Genomic DNA, 19434 nt, shown 5'->3' on the forward strand with positions numbered 1-19434 from the left:
ATGGTCGGTAAGTTGTTGTTGCGCGGGATGCTTGCAGGCATCGCCGCGGGGCTGCTCACGTTCGCGTTTGCGCGAGTGGCGGGCGAGCCGCAGGTTAATCAGGCGATTGCCTTCGAAGAGAAAGCCGGGGACGGAGCCGGCGCAATGCATGAGCATGAGCACGCCAGTGCGGGCGCCGACTCGCACGAGCAAGCGCATGAGCAGGAATTAGTCAGTCGCGATACACAAGCCGGATTGGGATTGCTGACCGGCGTAGTGGCCTACGGCGCGGCATTCGGCGGACTGTTCTCTCTGGTGTTTGCCTATGCGTACGGGCGAGTGGGGGCGATGAGCGCGCGTGCGTTGTCGGCTTGGCTCGCGCTTGGCGCCTTCGTCGCACTGGTGATCGTTCCCAACATCAAGTATCCGGCGAACCCGCCAGCGGTCGGCGACCCGGAGACGATCGGAACACGCACGGGCCTGTTTTTTCTGATGATCGCCATCTCGCTGACTGCGATGGTTTTTTCGCTGAAGGTCCGGCGCCGCGCGGCAATGAAACTTGGCGCATGGAACGGCTCGATCGTGGCCGGACTTGTGTTCATCGCCATCATTGCCGCGGTGCAGATGTCGATGCCCGTGATCGACGAAACGCCGGCCGGTTTTCCTGCGGCGCTGCTGTGGAAATTCCGTGTGGCTGCACTCGGCATGCAGGCGATCATGTGGGCGACGATCGGGCTACTGTTCGGCGCGATCGTCGAGCGGAGTTCGTTCATGCGTGTCGGGAATCGGACAGCGACCCGGTCGGCGTGAGGTCTTCTGGCGACTTGCGTTGAGCGGCTGGCTGCGTGAGTCGTTAAGGCTGTGGGTGTTGAGCGCGCGGTGGTATGACACGGGTTGGGAAACCGTAGGTGTGATTTTTTGGCCCCGTCACCGCCGCCAGTCGCGAGCACGCTCAACAACTACATGTTGACCACGCCATCGGACGACGACGCCATCGCATCATGAAAAATAACTCCCAACGTATGCCTTTGTCCCGATCTCAAACGGCTCACTCCGTGCCGCAAACTCACGCGGTACGTACCACGCGTGCCTTGCACCGGCCGATGATGAACCGCAAACACCACGGCATCTCCCTTGCGCAGCGGCACGACCTCCGCGCGTGACTGCATTCGCGGACGCTGCTCGGTCATCACGAATTCACCGCCGGTGAAATCCTCGCCGGGTCCCGACAGCAGAATTGCAACCTGTAGCGGAAACACGTGCTCGCCGTAAAGATCCTGATGCAGACAGTTATAGTCGTCGGTCATGTACTGCAGCATTAGTGGTGTCGGGCGCGTCTGGCCCGCAGCGTGGCAGCGCTCGATAAACTCCGAGTGTGCGGCCGGATAGCGGATGCCGATGCCCATCACCTCGTTCCAACGATTCGCCACCGGCACGAGATGCTGATACAACTCGCGGCGCAACTGTGCGATCAGCGCCGGCAACGGATAAGAGAAATACTTGTATTCGCCACGGCCGAAGCCATGCCGCGCCATCACTACGCGACTGCGGTACAAGTCTTCTCGTGGATACAACGCAGTGAGGGCATCGCATTCGCGCGCGTCAAGCAGCCCGTGCAGCATCGCGCAGCCATAGCCGTTCAGTTCTTCTTCGACGTGAAACCAATCAGTCGTCTCGATGCGCGCCGTCAGTGAACTTGCATGATTGCGGCTCTGCAACGGCTTCGAGTCAGTTTTTCGATCCTGTTCCGGCGATTGCGCGCGGGCATCTTTCGCCACCGTATTCATCAGAGTCTCCCTCAGCCATTTTCGAACGATGATTGAGTGTAAGCGCGTCTTTCCGGCCGCGCACTCCGACTCTTGCGCTGCAATTCCCCAACGTTGGAGGCGCGCCGATGAACCGGCGATGTGTCCGGCAAAACGATGTGTTGCGAGCGTGGAAAAGTCACACCACCCAACGATAACCTTTGCGAAGCGCGTCGCGTCGTTCATAGTAGGTGCTGTCAATGGGTCGCTCCATCGGAGGCTTGTCCATGTCGGATTCCCACCAGAAACTCGATGATTGGCTCGGCACCGAGCGAGTCGCCAAAGATCTCATTACCGCGTTTCCGCTCGCGGCTCTCGCCGCGACGCTGGATCGTGAGCAAAGCGGCGACACCGTTCCGCCGCTTTGGCACTGGCTTTACTTCTTGCCGATCGCGCCAATGTCCGAAACTGGCTCGGACGGTCATCCTAAGCGCGGCGATTTTCTGCCGCCGGTGCCGCTGCCGCGCCGTATGTGGGCCGGCGGGCGCATCACGTTTCATGCACCGCTGAAAGTGGGCGAGCGCGCCACGCGTACGTCGACCATTGCGAACATTGAAGACAAGACGGGTCGCTCGGGGCGCCTCGTGTTCGTCACGGTGCAGCACTCGATCGAGGTCGGCGGCGAACTGAAGCTCGACCAAGAGCACGACATCGTCTACCGTGACGCACCGCTAGCAGGCGCGCGGCCTCAGCAACCTCAACTCGCGCCGCAAGGCGAGCGTTGGAGCCGCATTATCGAGCCTGATCCCGTCATGCTGTTTCGCTATTCGGCGCTCACCTTCAACAGCCATCGCATTCACTACGACCATCCCTATGCGACGCAAGTCGAGGCTTATCCTGGCCTCGTGGTCCACGGGCCGTTGATTGCCACGCTGCTGGTCGATCTCGTTCGCCGCCAGCAACCCGACGCAACGCTGCAGAGCTTTGCGTTCAAGGCGCTTCGCCCGACGTTTTCGGGCCAGGCTTTCATGGTGTGCGGCGCGCCCTCGGCGGATGGGAAATCGATCGACCTATGGGCAAAAGATCACGATGGTTATCTGACGATGCGAGCGACCGCAGCGATTGAGTAATTCCGCGAACGCGAGGGGTCGACGATTATGTCCAGATAAAGACATAACGCTCAAGCGGTGAAAAATCCGGTCGTCTTACAGTTGCGTCCCGCAAATCAAAGTGATGTTTCTCTGAATCTGTAGGAGCAAGTCCCGCATTAACAGGTGATCTCGCGGAATCTCGGTTGTTTATGCGCATAATGCATCGCCGCTTGCCTGCGTGAGTGGTATCCGGGCGTCGCTCAAATTAGCTTGCGAGTCGCATGTGGCTAGGCGGCGACCCGCGCACACGGGCGTTCAGCGGCGTAACGCCTGAGCGAACGTTCTGCAATCGCAGTGACTTAAAAAATCATTAACCTCCATCGGCGCATTAATCAAGCGCAACTTGTGGTCAACAAGCACCTGAAACCTCTCTAATTGTTAAATGCAATGTCGGGTGGTTTGCTGTTAAAAATATCGGTTATCATCGCTGCCTTCAGCGATCGGTCACGGCGGCTTAATCCGGCCGGCATCAACGTTAATATCGTCGCATCGAACCAAAAAAAACTCGGATGAAGATGTCGCGTAAAAAGATTGCAATCCTCGTGGCCGCGCTTCTGATCGTGGGCGGCATCGTCATTCAGGCCGTGTGGCGTCCGTTCGCACATCGCAAGGCGACCAACGCGGGCGAAGTCGTTCTGGATATTCATCATCCCGACGCGGTGATCGACAGCGAAGCGCTGGCGCGCTTACCGCGCGACATGTTGCGCGTGCCGCTGCTTCACGACGTGCTCACGCAAGACTTCGTCGACTATTACGAATCGGCGAATACGCGCCTTTCCGCTGAAGGTGCATTGCGGCGTCTCGCGTTCGAACATCAGCTTGACTGGCGCGACGAACTGATCCGCCGCGTGTTCGACGAACCCGCGCATGTGTTGCTCTGGCGTTCGCCGGATGGCCGCCTCGGCTATTGGATCATGTCCGTGCGCCGCAACGGTCTTGCGAAGCTGTTGCAGGGCTTTGGCAACGTCGCCGCAAGCGACGCACAACTGAGTCAGGTCGCCAGGCTCTCCGGCGACGTACCGGTCTACGCGATGAAGCTCGCAGTTGGCCGAACGCTGCTGTTCGCGACGAAAGACGATCGCCTCGTCGTGCTGTCCGCGCCCGGCGTTCTGCTCGACGAAAAGGGCGGCCTGTTGGGCGAACGCGCCGATGCTGTGTCCGACATGCTGTCATCCGGTCGCGACGCCGCCGCACGCGCATATCAACTGGATGCACCAAGAGAGGCGCTGAAGGGTCATCGTCTGGTGGTGTCGGCGAATTACCTGTCGTTCGGTTATCAGGCGTTCTTTTCGGGCATCGACGCGCTGCGGTTCGACTTCTCGCCGAATGGCAGCGCGCCTGCTACCTGGCGGACCTCAGCCTTGATCGAGCCGGGCAAACTGCCGCAGCAGTGGAATAGCGCGGCCTTGTGGCACGCATTGCCGGCGAACGCCGCGGCGTGCACGAGCCTGCCCGCGGACTGGAAGGAGGCGTCGGCACTGCTTGGCAAGGTGGCCAATGGGGCGGACGCCGCCGGGGCAATCGGCGATCGTCTGACGGGCCCTGCGGCGGTGTGCTGGTATGCGAAATCCACGCTGGTTGCGCCGGTTTTCATCGCTCGAATCAACACGCAGGACAAGACACAGGACGCGGCCTCGATCGTTGCGCTAAAGACCGCCCTCGACAAAACATTCGGTGACGTGATTGGCGCATATGAGGCAAAGGCCGCGAAGACGGACGGCAACGCCGCTGACTATCGCCGTTTGCCGGTCACGAGGCGCGACCTGGGAGCAGACGTCACTGTCTGGCAGCGGCCGGTCAGCGCGCGTTCGGGCACGGCGTCGAGCAGTAGGGTGTCGTTCGCGTCGCAGTTATCGGCCGAGCGCTATTTCCCGGTGACGCTTGCGCTTGCGCACGGCTATCTGATTTTCTCGCCCGACTCACGTCTCGTCGACGACACGCTGGCAGTGCTCGACAAGCGTTACCCCGCGCTCGCCGACACGCTCGCTCCTGAGCGTTTGCCGCGCACCATTCTGACGCTGACGCCTTCGTCCGCTGCAGCACTGATCGAACGCGAAGCTGGCGCCGCACTGCCCGCCGATCAGGAGGCCGTGTTCCGCAACGCCTCGCGTACGCATCTCACACCAAAATTGCGCGCGCTCGCACACTATCCGCCGGTTTCGTTGACGCTGCCGCAAAACTTGCCAGGCTCGACCGGTTGGGTGCCGGTAGAGTGGTGGTTCGATCGCGCGAAAGGCGATGCGGGTTCGGCTAACGACTCGCCGCAAGCATCCGCAGATCAGCCCGACACAGAGGGCGATTAATGCGTCGCCTTCGCTTAGCCGGCGCGACTTCCCGCGTTATCACGACTTCACGCCGCGCATGGCTGTTGCGCATGACCGCGACGTTTGCAGCAGCGAGCGTCGCGCCTTATGCCCACGCGCTGAGTCCGGGCGCTACCGGTCCCGAGGCCGACGCGCTCACCGCGCAGCAATCTGCTGTGTTTCGCGCGTGGTTCACCCGCATCGTCGATCAGCAGATGCGCCGCGGCCCGACGCCGCGCTGGACGCAACGCGATTGTGCGGGACTAGTGCGCTTTGCCGTCGGCGAGACGCTGCGACCACACGACAGCAAATGGCTGCACGCCAACGGCATGACCGGCCTTGCCGACACGAGCAGTCTGCCGCCCGAACTGCGGTTGTCCACGGCGCAGCGAATGATCGCGAATCGCTGGACGCAACTCGACGGTTCTACTGGCGCATACGCGTCGGCCATCGCGCTGATTCAACGCAATAGCCGCTTCGTTTCGAAAGACGTCAACCAGGCACTGCCCGGCGACCTGCTGTTCTTCGATCAGGGCGACGACCAGCATCTGATGATCTGGCTCGATCGCTACATCGCTTATCACACAGGCACCGTTACGCCGACCGATACCGGTCTGCGCGCGGTCGCCGTTTCCGACCTGATGCAATGGAAAGATTCCCGCTGGCAGCCGCTCGACGGCAATCCGAATTTTGTCGGCGTGTTTCGTTTGGACTTTTTGACACCATGACCCGAATGAGCTTTGTGATCGCGACTTGCAAATGGTTGAACCCTATGCGCGGTCGCGCGACCGTTGCCATGGGCGCGCTGTTCGTGGCGATTGGGCTGATCACCGCAAGCGGCACCGCGCAGGCGGGCGACGACGCGTTGCCAGCATCGGCCGCATCGGCAGACGCCAGCATCGCCGCGAATCCGACGCTCAATCCGGCGCCGTCGAGCAACTTCGCTTCGCAGAAAGTGGACGGTCAACCCTTCTTTCTCCTCTCGGATGCGAGCTTCGGCAGCAATCAGCTCGCGCAGGTCCGGCTTGAGGCGCCCGGCCGAGATTTCAAGGACGCGTTGCAGGCATACGGCGGTGCGGACATCGTCGTGTATCGGGTGCCGAAGCCGCTCGAGTTTCTGAAGGCACAGAAGAATCTGCATCGGCTGAATGTCGCGCCGAATTATCAGGGCGAAGGCCTCGCGAACACGCTGGCTTATCTGTGGGACCGCTGGTTCACCGAGGCGCGCCGCGCATGGCAGCGCGTGCTTTCGTTCGCCACCCGCAGCAAGGCAACGGAGGCCGCGCCGCAATTCAAGCTCGGCGAACAGACCGGCAAGCAGACGCAGTTCGAGCCGAACTCGCAGTTCGCCCCGCTGAAAGGCTATGACATGGTCGCGCGTTTTCGCTATCCGATCTGGGACGCGAAAGTGATCGAGCCGCCCAAGGGCGTGCACCTCGCGGGCAGCAGCAGTAACTTTATCGAGGCGAGTTCCGGCAACGTAATGATTCCGGTCGGCAAGCTGCCGCCGGGCCTCTATATCGTCGAGGCGGTGATCGGCAACTATCGCGCGCACACGTTGTTGTTCGTGTCGGATACGGTGGCGGTCGTGAAAGCGGCATCGAGCGGAATGCTGGTGTGGACCACGCGGCGCGATAGCGGCAAGCCGGTCGCTAACACGGAAGTGCACTGGACCGACGGCGTAGGTGTGTTGCAAAGCGGCACGACGGGCAACGACGGCGCGCTCGTGCTGCAACACGTGAGCCCCGAGCGCAGCTACGTGCTCGGTGTCGATCCGCAAGGCGGCGTGTTCGTGTCGGAGAATTTCTATTACGACAGCGAGATCTACAACACGAAAATCTACGCGGTTACGGATCGGCCGATGTACCGGCCGGGCGATCCGGTCCATGTGAAGTTTATTGGCCGTACGTTTCAGAACGCGACTCAATCGTCGGCGCCTGCCGAGGCCGACATCAAACTTGAAGTGCTCGACCCGAACGGCTCGCCGGTTGCAACGTCGAAGACGCATTTCGCTTCGGATACCGGCGCGGACACGTCGTTTTCGCTGCCCGCAGACGCAAGCGCTGGCGGCTACACGCTGCGGTTCGACTACAACGGCGATGTGTATGGCAGCGCGTTTCGCGTTGCCGAATATGTGAAGCCGCACTTCGACGTCAATCTTTCAATGGATAAAGCCGACTACGCGACCGGCGAGCCGTTGAAGGGCAAAATCCAGCTGCGCTATCCGGACGGCAAGCCGGTGCGCGACAGCAAGATTTCGGTCACGCTGCGCGCGCAGAAAGTGACGATTGTCGACGGCGAACTGCACTATGCGGGGCTCTTCCCGGTCAAGCTCGAACAACAGGAACTCAAGACGGATAGCGACGGCAACGCCAGCCTGACGCTGCCCGCAGCGACCGAACCGAGCCGATATGCGCTGACGCTGTTCGCGCAGGACGGCGCCGCATACAAGGTGCGCGTGACGCGCGAAGTGTTGATCGCGCGCGGCGCGACGCCGTACCGGCTGACTACGTCTAAGTCGTTCTCGCAGCCGAAGGAATCGGTGAGCTTTGACTTGCAGGCGCTGGCCGCGGCCGACTCGGCCGCGCATGCGCCGGCGAAATGGGAATGGACGCGCCTCGAATCGCAGACGCACGCCGAAGGCGCGTTGAAAAGCGCGCCGAACGGCGCTGGCGGCAAGCTGTCCTTCGCGGTGCCATTCGATCAACCGGGTTCGTACATGTTGTCGGTCAAAGATGACGCGGGCAACCTGCTCGCCGCCGTCAGCCATTGGGTCGCGGGCGACGGCCTGAAGGCGATTCCAGGCAGCGTCGAGATCGTGTTCGATCGCGACCGGTACAAGATCGGTGACACGGCGGAAGCGCTGATCACCTTCCCGCTGCCCGTCGACGATGCGTTGCTGACGCTCGAACGCGATAACGTCGAACGACGCGCGCTGTTGAGCGCGGGCGGCGAATGGTTGCAACTGCAGCGCGTGACGCCGTCGCAATGGAAGGCGCGTATCAAGGTCGGCGAAGACTTCGCGCCCAACATGACCTTCTCCGTGCTGTACGTGCATGCGGGCGAATACGCATTTCAGAACGCGGGCATCGTCGTGGCACAGCCGCAGATCGAATTGAACGTGAAGAGCGACAAGCCTGTGTACGGTCCCGGCGATACCGTCACCCTGAATTTCGACAGCACGTTGAACGGCAAACCGGAAGCGGCGAATCTGACGGTGAGCGTGGTCGATGAAATGGTCTACGTGTTGCAGCCGGAGATTGCGCCGAACATCGTCGACTTTTTCTATCATCCGCGGCGCAATAACGTGCGGACGTCGTCGAGTCTGTCGTTCATCACTTACGACCTCGCGCGTTCGCCGCTCAAAGGTGCACCGGGCGGACCCCAACGGGCGAATTACAACGAGCGCGGCGTGAAAGTGCTCGAACGCCCGCGCCGCGACGATCAGGATACGGCCGCTTGGGAAGGCAGCCTGAAAACCGACGCCAATGGTCGCGCCACCATGACGTTCAAAATGCCCGACTCGCTAGCGCGCTGGCGCGTCACTGTGCGCGCGGCCGCGCCCGATGGCATGGTCGGCCAGCGCACCGCATACGTGCGCTCCGACAAGGCGCTGTATCTGAAGTGGAGCGGGCCGTCGCATTTCCGCATCAACGACCAGCCGGCTATCGACATGATCGCCTTCAACCAGACCGATGCGGACATGGATGCGCAGTGGCTGGTGGAAGGCGGCGGCCTATCGCTGAATCAGAAGGTCACGCTTAAGCGCGGCGCGAATTATCTGCGTCTGCCGAGCGGCGCGCTGAAGGCCGGCGTGGTCAACGCGACCTTGCGCAAGGGCGACAAGGATGTGGACCGCTTGCAGACCACGATTCGACTCGACGCGAGTGGCTGGCTCGATCTTCATCAGAATACTGTCGCGCTTGACGGCGCAGGCAAGCCGCTCAATCTGCCGCAAGACGCGCAGGACGTGAGCGTGCGTTTCGTCGGCAACGCCGCGAGCCAGTTCATGCGCGTGGCCGACGATCTGATCAACTACCCGTATGGCTGCGCCGAACAGACATCGAGCCGCTTGATTCCGCTCGCACTTGCACACGACGCGATCGGCCGCGGCGACAACGCGAGTTCGACGCAAGGAATCGAAGCGCTGTTGCGCAACCAGCGACAACGTCTGGCTATGCTCGCGGGCGTCGGCGGCACGTTCGGCTGGTGGGGCGATACGACCGGCGGCAGCGCGCTGATCACGGCATACGCGTATTACGCGGACTGGCTCGCGAGCCGCAGCCTCGGCATCAGCCTGCCGGCCGCGAACTGGCAACACGCGATGGAGGTTTATCGCGACGCCGGCGCGAAAGAGCCACTGCTTCATCGCGCGTTGGCGCTGTGGTTCATGCAGCAGATGGGCTTGCCGATCGCGACGCCGGTCTCGGGCGTGGCCGCCGACTTGATGAGCGACGCGGCGGCGGCCGCCGCCGCACCGGCTCGCAACACCGCTAATGCTACGTATGGCGCGTCGGACAGTATCGTCTTTGCGCAGCCCGATTCGCCGCGCGGCAAGCAGATGGCGATGCTGCTGATCGCGAACATGGCGCGCGCGACGGGCGCGCAGACGCCGGACGGTTTCGATGCTGCATCGAGCGCCGCGCGTGTCTCGTTGAGCAACGATCCGGCGCCGCTCGTCCAAAGCCTGCTTGCCATGTCCGGCGAAGGCGCGAGCGTCGATGCATCCGCATTGCTTGCAAGAAGCAGCGCCGATTACCCGACGCTCGACCGCGCACTGACGCTGCTTTGGCTGCGCAAGGCGCTCGGCGGCGATGTGGCGGCTACTTCGTTGCCGTCGCTGCAAGGCGCGGGCTGGTCGCGCGCCGCAACGCCGACCGGCACGCCACTCTGGAAATGGACCGCTGCCGGCGTGCCGTCCACACTCGACGCAGGCGCCGCACGCACGGACGTCAGCGCAATCGTCTCTTTCCGCAGTCATACGAGCGAAGACAGCCGTTTGAACATCGGCGTCGCCCGCCGCTTCTACAAGCTCGAACCGGTCGAGGTCAAGGCCGATCCGAAAAAGCAGGGCACGGCCGACAGCAATGTTGGGCGCTCTGCGTTCACAGCGCGTCCCGTGAAATCGGGCGATGCGATCGACAGCAATGCACTGTACGTCGACGAAGTCACGATCACGCCGCGCTCGGGCAACGCATATCACTACGGCCTGCTCGATGTGCCGCTGCCGCCGGGCGCGAGCGTCGAAGCGACGAGCTGGGGCGTGTCGATCGAGGGCTTGCCTGGCGAGAAGGAAGGCGAGAACGGCCCGCAACCGTTCGCGCGTGTTGCATCGTATGAAATGGGTGAACTCTCGTATCACCAGCCGGTGCCGGTGCTCGATCGGCCAGTGGCGTTGCGGCAACTGGTGCGCTTCGCGTTGCCGGGCACATTCGCATTGCCGCCCGCGCGCTATTTCCGCATGTATCAACCGGACGCGAAGGCGTTCGAAGGCGGCAAGAGCGATCGCGTGACCTCGTTGCGCATCCAGTAAGCGACACAGGCCATGTTCCTCGCGCTTTTCCGGACTGTCCGCGATCTTCTTGCAGCGGTGATGCTGCGGATCGCGTTCGCCGTGGGCGCGGTGTGCATGATCTGCGGCGTCACACTCGATCGCGCGTATGCGGCCGGGCCGGCTTCACTGCAGCCGGCGTCGAAACAGACATTGCGCTTCGCGTGGTTGCGCGACGGGCAAAACCAGCTGTGGCAAGCCGACGTCGACGGCGCACTTAGCGGCCTGTCTCCGCAATCCGCGCTGCTGCTGCCCGCCACGCTTGAAACGCCGCTTGGCAGCGTGTGGAAGCTGTTTGTCTACGGCTATCTGGTGGATCGAAACATCGCCACGCCAGACTACATGTGCAGCGGCGGCGATCCCGAAGAAGTGTATTGCTGCATGACGGGCGGTCATGTCGATCGCGAGCATGCGCTCGTGAAATCGTGCGGGCTCTTTTTCGAACCGGGGCGTCTGCAACTTGATCCCGCCGACTGGCGCAAATATTGGACAGCGGTACACGCGCCCGCCTGGTTGCGCGACCTTCACGCGATGACGCCGACGCATCGTGTGCCCGTCGTGCAACTGCTTGCCGCATTGCAGGCGATGCCCGTACGTCCACGCGAAGCGGCGGCCAGCACGCTGGTCTCCGTGCTGACGAGCGGGCGTGGCGAGGGAACGGTGTCGCTCTACGGCAGCCTGCTGCGCGCCAAAACGTGGACCATGCCCGATGCGGCCCGGCCAGGCGCATCGACGGGCGGCGCCGCAGGCTGGCTAGCGGATGGCACGCCGGTCTGGCTCGCCGGTCCGGGCGGCAGCGCACGCGTGCTCGCGTTGGCTGCGCCGCGCATTGCGCCGCTTCTCACGCGCGTCACGGTGCCCGATGACGGCGCATGTGTCGTCGTCGATTTCTTCAGCCGCTATCCGATTCGTGAAGTGCTCGGCCAGAAAGGACCCGCGACGGTGGCTGACGGGCCGCTGAACGGCGAGTTTCGCGTTGGTTTTGCGAACGGCAACTGGACGCGACTGACGAGCCGCGGCGAGTTGCGGCTCGACCGTAGCGCTGCGGGAGCGCCGCAAGTGGTCGGCCGCTTTGGCATGAACGACTATGTGGCGCGCGTAGTCGAGCGTGAAGGCGATACGGCGCAGCCCGAAGCGGCCAAGGCGCTCGCCGTGGCGGCGCGCACTTACGCCGTGCAGCACGGCGTATACGAGCACGGCTGTTTGCGTATCGACGACAGCAGCAACACCCAGCGCGTTCTGCCTAGCGCGCCGACTGCGGCGGCGCGCCGTGCCGCTGATATGACCGACGCGCTCGTGCTGACCGGCGTGCCTGTCCAGTATCACCACGACAAGGCCGCGGCAGGGCAAATGAGCTGGCTTGCCGCGAAAGCATCCGCGCAAACTGGCCTGACGTTCGATGCGATCCTTGCCCGCACATGGCCGCAAGCCACGCTGACTTCGTTCCAAAGCCCGTTGTCCGGCGATTGCATCGCGGTGACCGGCGCGCGCGAGTGGCTGGAGCGCAATGCGCCTTCCTGGGTGCGGCGCATGGATGGCGCGGCTGGATACGAGACGCCCGACCTGCCGGCCGTGTGTGCGGTCCGCGAAGGACGTCCGTACGCGGACGCGCAGCGCAATCGCGTCTATGTGTATCGCTTGCAAACGGAAGAGGATCGCATTGCGTTGGCGCATGAATATGTTCACCTCGCGTTTCAGCACCATCCGCGTGGACTCGACGAGGAATTTGTCGAGCGCACTGCCCGCATGCTGATTCGTACCGACAATCCGATCCAATGAACCACGTCACCTCCTTATTGTCGTTGAGCTGGTCTTCCGTGCTGCGGCGGGTTCGCCTGCGCGCCGTGATGCTCGTGGCTGTCGCTGCATGCGGCGTGTCCGGCACAGGCGTCGTTACACAGGCCCGCGCTGCTAGTGCTGATGGCGGCATCGCCGATCTCACCCGCTCGTTCGGCGGCTGGCGTCATAGCGGGTTGACCAACGAGGGCGAGCAATTCGTCGCGGCGTATCCGCGACCGCCGGTCGATCGTGGTGCGCAGCGTTACCGCACATTGATCGAGGGACGCCTGAAGCGTATCGACAAACACGCGCGCAAGCCGCCGACGCTCGTCGTCAACGGCAATCCGACGCCGCTCTACACGGACGACGAAGGCGCATTTGCGCGGCCGTGGGCATTCGGTGCGGGCTCGAACAGCATTGAACTCATTTCTGCCGACGGCAGGCAGCATCAGCGCATGCAGTTTTACGAAGCGGACGCCAGCAAGCCGCAGGCGAAGCTGCGCGCAATCGTCACGTGGAACGATCCACACGCTCAGGTCGATTTGCATGTGATCACGCCGGGCGGGCTGCACGCGTTCTTCGCCAATCCGACGCTCGAAGACGGCAGCGGCTTCGACGTCGACTCGGTGGACGGCGCGGGGCCGGGGATATTTTCATCGGCGGCGCCGGAGCGCGGCACGTGGCTGTTCTTCCTCAATTACTGGGGCAACTTTGATACGACCGGCTACAACTTCGACGCGTCCGCGCACGACCGCGACGTCATCACGGCGACGTTGACGCTGGTCTTCAACGAAAATACGCCGAACGAGCGGCGTGAAACGATGGTTGTGCCGCTGCGCAAAATCGGCGACCTCATGCTCGTGAAGAGCGAGCGACTTTGAAAGCGGGACGGGAGCAGTCACGATGAAGCCCAAAACGACGGGATGGATGAACGCGGCTGGCCGCAGCCTGCTGGTTCTCGGCTGCTTGCAGGGTGCGTCGGCCGCGCATGCAAGCGATATCGACTTCGCCGCGCCGCTGAACGGCTGGCGCAATACGAGCGGCGACAGCGAACGCTATACGCAAGACGTGCATTATCCGGCGGTGTCCGTAGCGACGCCGGAAGGGCAGTCGAAGCTTGCGCTGATCGAAGGGCAGATTCGTAACGTACCGAAAAGAAAGGGCAAGTCCGTGGGCACGCTGGTGGTCGACGGCACGCCGTTGCCGCAGCGTGTAGAGGAGGACGGCAAGTTCTCGCGGCCCTATGCGTTTCCTGCAGGCAGCAATGGCGTTGAATTGCGCGCGCCGGACGGCAGCCGCAAGCGCGTTCAGTTCTATGACGCCTATGGCGGCAAGACGCAGCCGAAGCTGCGCGTATTGCTCGCGTGGGACACGGACGGCACGGATCTCGACCTGCACGTGGTATCGCCGGACGGCGCGCATGCATGGTACGGCGATCGCGTCGTGGCGAACGGCGGCGCGCTCGACGTCGACGTCACGACTGGCTATGGGCCGGAGATTTATTCATCGGCGGCGCCGCTGAAGGGCACCTATCTCGTCTTCGTGAATTACTACGGCAGTGGTAACGACCGAAGCGACATGACCGTCGCTCAGGTGACGATCATCACCAACGAAAACACGCCGAACGAAAAGAGCGAGACGATCCGCGTGCCGATGCGCAAAGCCGGCGAACTGACGCTCGTGAAGACGTTTGTGATGCCTTGAGCGCAGCCTCGTTGCCGTTTGTCTTTTGACTTGAGACTTGCCGCGTGCAGACGATGAAAACTGTGCGCGCTCAGGTACTTGGACGACTCTTGCGCAGGATATCCACAGCCTTCTGAACAGTTTCTGTGGACAACATGATGCGGGGCGGAACGCGTCGTTGTTGACACCGCGTCTGCGCTTACCGTGCCTTACAGAGCGTCAAGTTTCAACCGGTCACGGTCGATAGAGCCTGTATCCGGCGCTACGCCGAGCGCCCTGAAGAAACGAACGGAGCTTGCAATGCAAATCGACAGTGCGTTGCCGTCAACACGACAAGCAGCTGAACGCACGACAAGGAGTGCGTCGTCAACTGCCGTCCCTGGCGACAGCGCCGCCACCGCGCGCTCTGCTACCTCGAATGCGTCGAAGCAGGACGAGGCCGTGCGCATCTCCACGGAAGGCGCAGCTGCGGCGGCTCACGACACGAATATAGTTGATGGCACGAGCGCGACCGGTGCGGACAGCGAGGGCGCATCGGCGACGGATTCGTCAGCGGTGAAGTCGTTTGCGTATGGCACGCTCGGGCTCGAACGGCCAGATCAACCGCACGAAGAGCGCAACGCTTTCTACACGGCCGGACGTTGGCTGGCGGCGGGCATCACCCTTGGCGGGATCATCTCGCTGCTTATTTGAGAACGGTGGGATTCTGAAGCTTAAGGCGGGAATTGCGCTTGCCGTGCATGGCGCACGGCAAGCGCGGTGAAGCAGAGTCAGACTTGCTGGATCAACGGTCGAGGAACGACTTGAGTCGATCGGCACGGCTCGGATGCATCAGCTTGCGCATGGCCTTGCTTTCGATCTGACGGATACGCTCACGCGTGACGTCGAACTGCTTGCCCACTTCTTCCAGCGTGTGGTCCGACTTCGTGTTGATGCCGTAGCGCATACGCAGCACCTTGGCTTCGCGCGGCGACAGCGAGTCGAGCGCATCGTCGATCGCGGCGCGAAGGTCGGCCTGCATTGCCGCGTCTGCCGGCGACGATGCCGCCGAGTCTTCGATCATGTCGCCGAGCGTGGCGTCGCCGTCGTCGCCGACAGGCGTTTCCATCGACACCGGCTGCTTGGCGATCTTGAGGATGCCGCGCACTTTCTCTTCCGACAGGTCCATGCGCTCGGCCAGCACCGACGGGTGTGCTTCCTGACCGGTCTGCTGCAGGATTTCACGTGAGATGCGATTCAGCTTGTTGATCGTTTCGATCATGTGCACCGGCACGCGGATCGTGCGCGCCTGATCGGCGAGCGATCGCGTCACGGCCTGGCGGACCCACCACGTTGCGTACGTGGAAAACTTCCAGCCGCGGCGGTATTCGAACTTGTCCACTGCTTTCATCAGGCCGATGTTGCCTTCCTGAATCAGGTCGAGGAACAGCATGCCGCGATTCACGTACTTCTTTGCGATGGAAATGACGAGACGCAGGTTGGCCTCGATCATTTCGCTCTTGGCTTTGCGCATCTTCGATTCAGCCGCGACCATCTGGCGGTTGATCTCTTTCAGATGCTTGAGCGGCAGCGAGACGGTGGCTTCAATGTCGATCAGCTTTTGCTGTTCCGACTGAATTGCCGGCAGGTGACGCTCGAGCGCGGCGCCATACGACGTCGTGCCGCGTGCTGCACGCTCGGTCCAGCCGAGATCGGCTTCATGACCCGCGAACGATTCGATGAACTTCTCGCGCGGCATGCCGCTCTTCGTCACCACGATCTGCAGAATGTTGCGTTCGATCGCGCGAACCTGCGCGACCTGATGCTGCACGTCGCCGCACAGACGGTCGATGGTGCGCGCCGTGAAGCGGATTTTCGCGAGGTGTTGCTGAATTTCCTCGCGCGCGCGCTGATATGCCTTGGAGCTGACGTCGCCGCGAGTGTGCGAAGCGTTCATCTGGTCGTACAGAATGCCGACTTGCGCGAAGATCTCGAGGCAGTCGCTCGTGAGCTGCTTCAGACGCGCTTCGTCTGCTGCAGACGAATCGGCCGGGCCGACGTCGTCGTCGCTATCGCTGTCGTCGTCTTCTTCCGTGTCCGAATCCACGTCGGCAGTCGCTTCGGCGCTCACGGTCTCTTCTTCCGCCGCGATGTTGTCTTCGTTGAGTCCGTCGACGAGTTCGTCGATTCGCAGCTCGCCGTCCGCAACCTGCTGGGCGCTTGCCAGGATCGCGGAAATTGCGAGCGGGCATGCGGCGATGGCCTGCACCATTTCGTGCAGACCGTCTTCGATACGCTTTGCAATCGCGATTTCGCCCGCGCGCGTCAGCAACTCGGTCGCGCCCATTTCGCGCATGTACATGCGCACGGGGTCGGTCGTGCGGCCGAACTCGGAATCCACCGTCGACAACGCGACTTCGGTTTCTTCGTCCGCCTGATCGTCGGAAACGACTGCCGGAGCGTTCGAGTTCAGCAGCAGCGTTTCCGCGTCGGGGGCCTGCTCGTAGACCTGCACGCCCATGTCGTTGAACGCGCTGACGATGCTGTCGATCGCCGCGGTTTGCGCGAAGTTGTCGGGCAGGTGGTCATTGATCTGCGCGTGGGTCAGGTAGCCTTGCTCCTTGCCCAGCTGGATCAGCGCGCGCATCTGGCGCTGGCGTTCTTCGGCTTGCTGCGGCGGCAGTTCGGCCGCCACGGGGATCGCTTTACCCGCGCCTTTGCCCTTGGGCGTACGGCCCGACGGAGCCTTCGTGTAGGCTGCGGTTTCGTGTTGCGAATCTTCGCGATCAAAAGGGTTCACGTATTCTCCTCGAGAGGCTTCGCTATGAGACGCAAGACGCGACCGTCAGGCGTTTCGAGCATGGCTCAACATCACCTGAGTGACTCAACGCGGTTATATGGCTGTGTGCTCTGGGGAGCAAAAAGATGAGCCCGCTTGGAGCGGGCCGATAGAAATGTGCGAAATTCGCGCGGCTCGCATTATATACGAGCTTGCGCCTTCGCGCGCATTGTGCGCAGCAATTCGTCGCACGCTGTTGCCGTAGATCCGTTCGCTGTCGGCCCGTGGCGGCGCGGAGCGGCGCGCAAAAAAGTTTGTTGCAACAACGGACAGTTCTCTCGCGACGGACGGCAGACTCCCGACTATAGACCAACTTGTTCGTGTTCACACGACTGCGTTCCACTGCGAATCGAGGGTCTACTATATGTAGGGCGAACGCTTTGCGCGCCGATTGGCGCTTCTGTGAAAGAAAATTCGTCGAAGGGGGTTGACGACCTGTCACTCGCTCTTCATAATCTCGTTTCTCTGCTGCAGATGCAGCGACGCAGAACGAAGCGGTGCCGGGTAGGTGTGGTAAGGCGGCGCGGCGTGAGGCGAACCGATCTTTAAAAACTAACAGCCGATAAGTGTGGGCGCTTGATGCGCGACGCGGGTGGATCTTCGGATTCACATAAAGCGAAAGTATCAAGTCTCACACAGTAATGAAAGGAAGGTTTGGTCATCGAGAGATGGTTGAACACTTCGTCAGTACGTTGAGTGAGCGACCGGTTGGTAAGACAACCGAAAACAGTAACAGGTTTGAACTGAAGAGTTTGATCCTGGCTCAGATTGAACGCTGGCGGCATGCCTTACACATGCAAGTCGAACGGCAGCACGGGGGCAACCCTGGTGGCGAGTGGCGAACGGGTGAGTAATACATCGGAACGTGTCCTGTAGTGGGGGATAGCCCGGCGAAAGCCGGATTAATACCGCATACGCTCTGCGGAGGAAAGCGGGGGATCCTTCGGGACCTCGCGCTACAGGGGCGGCCGATGGCAGATTAGCTAGTTGGTGGGGTAAAGGCCTACCAAGGCGACGATCTGTAGCTGGTCTGAGAGGACGACCAGCCACACTGGGACTGAGACACGGCCCAGACTCCTACGGGAGGCAGCAGTGGGGAATTTTGGACAATGGGCGCAAGCCTGATCCAGCAATGCCGCGTGTGTGAAGAAGGCCTTCGGGTTGTAAAGCACTTTTGTCCGGAAAGAAAACCTCGTGGTTAATACCCGTGGGGGATGACGGTACCGGAAGAATAAGCACCGGCTAACTACGTGCCAGCAGCCGCGGTAATACGTAGGGTGCAAGCGTTAATCGGAATTACTGGGCGTAAAGCGTGCGCAGGCGGTTCGCTAAGACAGATGTGAAATCCCCGGGCTTAACCTGGGAACTGCATTTGTGACTGGCGGGCTAGAGTATGGCAGAGGGGGGTAGAATTCCACGTGTAGCAGTGAAATGCGTAGAGATGTGGAGGAATACCGATGGCGAAGGCAGCCCCCTGGGCCAATACTGACGCTCATGCACGAAAGCGTGGGGAGCAAACAGGATTAGATACCCTGGTAGTCCACGCCCTAAACGATGTCAACTAGTTGTCGGGTCTTCATTGACTTGGTAACGTAGCTAACGCGTGAAGTTGACCGCCTGGGGAGTACGGTCGCAAGATTAAAACTCAAAGGAATTGACGGGGACCCGCACAAGCGGTGGATGATGTGGATTAATTCGATGCAACGCGAAAAACCTTACCTACCCTTGACATGTATGGAACCCTGCTGAGAGGTGGGGGTGCCCGAAAGGGAGCCATAACACAGGTGCTGCATGGCTGTCGTCAGCTCGTGTCGTGAGATGTTGGGTTAAGTCCCGCAACGAGCGCAACCCTTGTCCCTAGTTGCTACGCAAGAGCACTCCAGGGAGACTGCCGGTGACAAACCGGAGGAAGGTGGGGATGACGTCAAGTCCTCATGGCCCTTATGGGTAGGGCTTCACACGTCATACAATGGTCGGAACAGAGGGTCGCCAACCCGCGAGGGGGAGCCAATCCCAGAAAACCGATCGTAGTCCGGATCGCACTCTGCAACTCGAGTGCGTGAAGCTGGAATCGCTAGTAATCGCGGATCAGCATGCCGCGGTGAATACGTTCCCGGGTCTTGTACACACCGCCCGTCACACCATGGGAGTGGGTTTCACCAGAAGTAGGTAGCCTAACCGCAAGGAGGGCGCTTACCACGGTGGGATTCATGACTGGGGTGAAGTCGTAACAAGGTAGCCGTATCGGAAGGTGCGGCTGGATCACCTCCTTTCTCGAGCTAGACGTGTCAAACGTTGAGCGCTCACGCTTATCGGCTGTAGTAGTAAAGAAACGCAGACAGACTCAGGGGTCTGTAGCTCAGTCGGTTAGAGCACCGTCTTGATAAGGCGGGGGTCGATGGTTCGAATCCATCCAGACCCACCA

Annotated in this window: 11 protein-coding genes, 1 tRNA gene and 1 rRNA gene; 11 read left to right on the forward strand and 2 right to left on the reverse strand. The window is 61.7% G+C overall.

Annotation, left to right across the window (positions count from 1 at the left end; all coding sequences use genetic code 11):
- Positions 1 to 789, forward strand: coding sequence for a CbtA family protein (locus OH764_RS18485; RefSeq protein WP_498850251.1), 789 nt, complete (start codon positions 1 to 3; stop codon positions 787 to 789).
- 149 nt (positions 790 to 938) lie between these two features.
- Here OH764_RS18485 and OH764_RS18490 read toward each other — a convergent pair whose 3' ends face one another.
- Positions 939 to 1766 (reverse strand): 2OG-Fe(II) oxygenase, encoded by an 828-nt coding sequence (locus OH764_RS18490; protein WP_498850252.1) that lies wholly within the window; start codon positions 1764 to 1766, stop codon positions 939 to 941.
- A gap of 245 nt (positions 1767 to 2011) precedes the next feature.
- On the opposite strand from OH764_RS18490, the gene OH764_RS18495 reads away from it, so the two are divergent.
- From OH764_RS18495 to OH764_RS18530, 8 genes are all read left to right on the forward strand, one after another.
- A complete protein-coding gene (locus OH764_RS18495; RefSeq protein ID WP_498850253.1) occupies positions 2012 to 2854 on the forward strand; it encodes an HTD2 family dehydratase in 843 nt (280 codons plus the stop codon).
- Positions 2855 to 3384: 530 nt separating this feature from the next.
- Positions 3385 to 5178 carry a DUF2138 domain-containing protein gene (locus tag OH764_RS18500; RefSeq protein WP_498850254.1) on the forward strand — a complete coding sequence of 598 codons (1794 nt, stop codon included), beginning with the start codon at positions 3385 to 3387 and terminating at the stop codon, positions 5176 to 5178.
- A complete protein-coding gene (locus OH764_RS18505; RefSeq protein WP_498850255.1) occupies positions 5178 to 5906 on the forward strand; it encodes a DUF1175 domain-containing protein in 729 nt (242 codons plus the stop codon). Before OH764_RS18500 ends, OH764_RS18505 begins: the two co-directional genes overlap by 1 nt.
- The gene (locus OH764_RS18510) at positions 5903 to 10711 is read left to right on the forward strand and encodes an alpha-2-macroglobulin family protein (protein ID WP_498850256.1); all 4809 of its coding nucleotides are present in this window, start codon (positions 5903 to 5905) and stop codon (positions 10709 to 10711) included. Before OH764_RS18505 ends, OH764_RS18510 begins: the two co-directional genes overlap by 4 nt.
- Positions 10712 to 10723: 12 nt before the next feature.
- A complete protein-coding gene (locus tag OH764_RS18515) occupies positions 10724 to 12508 on the forward strand; it encodes a DUF2300 domain-containing protein (protein ID WP_498850257.1) in 1785 nt (594 codons plus the stop codon).
- Complete coding sequence (locus tag OH764_RS18520) at positions 12505 to 13389, forward strand: YfaP family protein (RefSeq protein WP_498850258.1); 885 nt, start codon at positions 12505 to 12507, stop codon at positions 13387 to 13389. The genes OH764_RS18515 and OH764_RS18520 overlap by 4 nt, the downstream gene beginning before the upstream one ends.
- A 22-nt stretch (positions 13390 to 13411) precedes the next feature.
- Positions 13412 to 14212: a YfaP family protein gene (locus OH764_RS18525; protein ID WP_498850259.1), complete on the forward strand. Its 801-nt coding sequence runs from the start codon at positions 13412 to 13414 to the stop codon at positions 14210 to 14212.
- Positions 14213 to 14491: 279 nt separating this feature from the next.
- Positions 14492 to 14884, forward strand: coding sequence for a hypothetical protein (locus tag OH764_RS18530; protein ID WP_498850260.1), 393 nt, complete (start codon positions 14492 to 14494; stop codon positions 14882 to 14884).
- 91 nt (positions 14885 to 14975) lie between these two features.
- Here OH764_RS18530 and rpoD read toward each other — a convergent pair whose 3' ends face one another.
- Positions 14976 to 16970: an RNA polymerase sigma factor RpoD gene (gene rpoD, locus OH764_RS18535; RefSeq protein ID WP_087754784.1), complete on the reverse strand. Its 1995-nt coding sequence runs from the start codon at positions 16968 to 16970 to the stop codon at positions 14976 to 14978.
- Between the two features lie 779 nt (positions 16971 to 17749).
- Between rpoD and OH764_RS18540 the strand changes: the two genes are divergently transcribed.
- Positions 17750 to 19282 (forward strand): 16S ribosomal RNA (locus tag OH764_RS18540).
- Positions 19283 to 19357: 75 nt separating this feature from the next.
- Positions 19358 to 19434, forward strand: a tRNA-Ile gene (locus OH764_RS18545).

The organism is Burkholderia sp. M6-3 (genome assembly GCF_050858985.1).
GTDB classification, from domain to species: Bacteria; Pseudomonadota; Gammaproteobacteria; order Burkholderiales; family Burkholderiaceae; genus Paraburkholderia; species Paraburkholderia caledonica.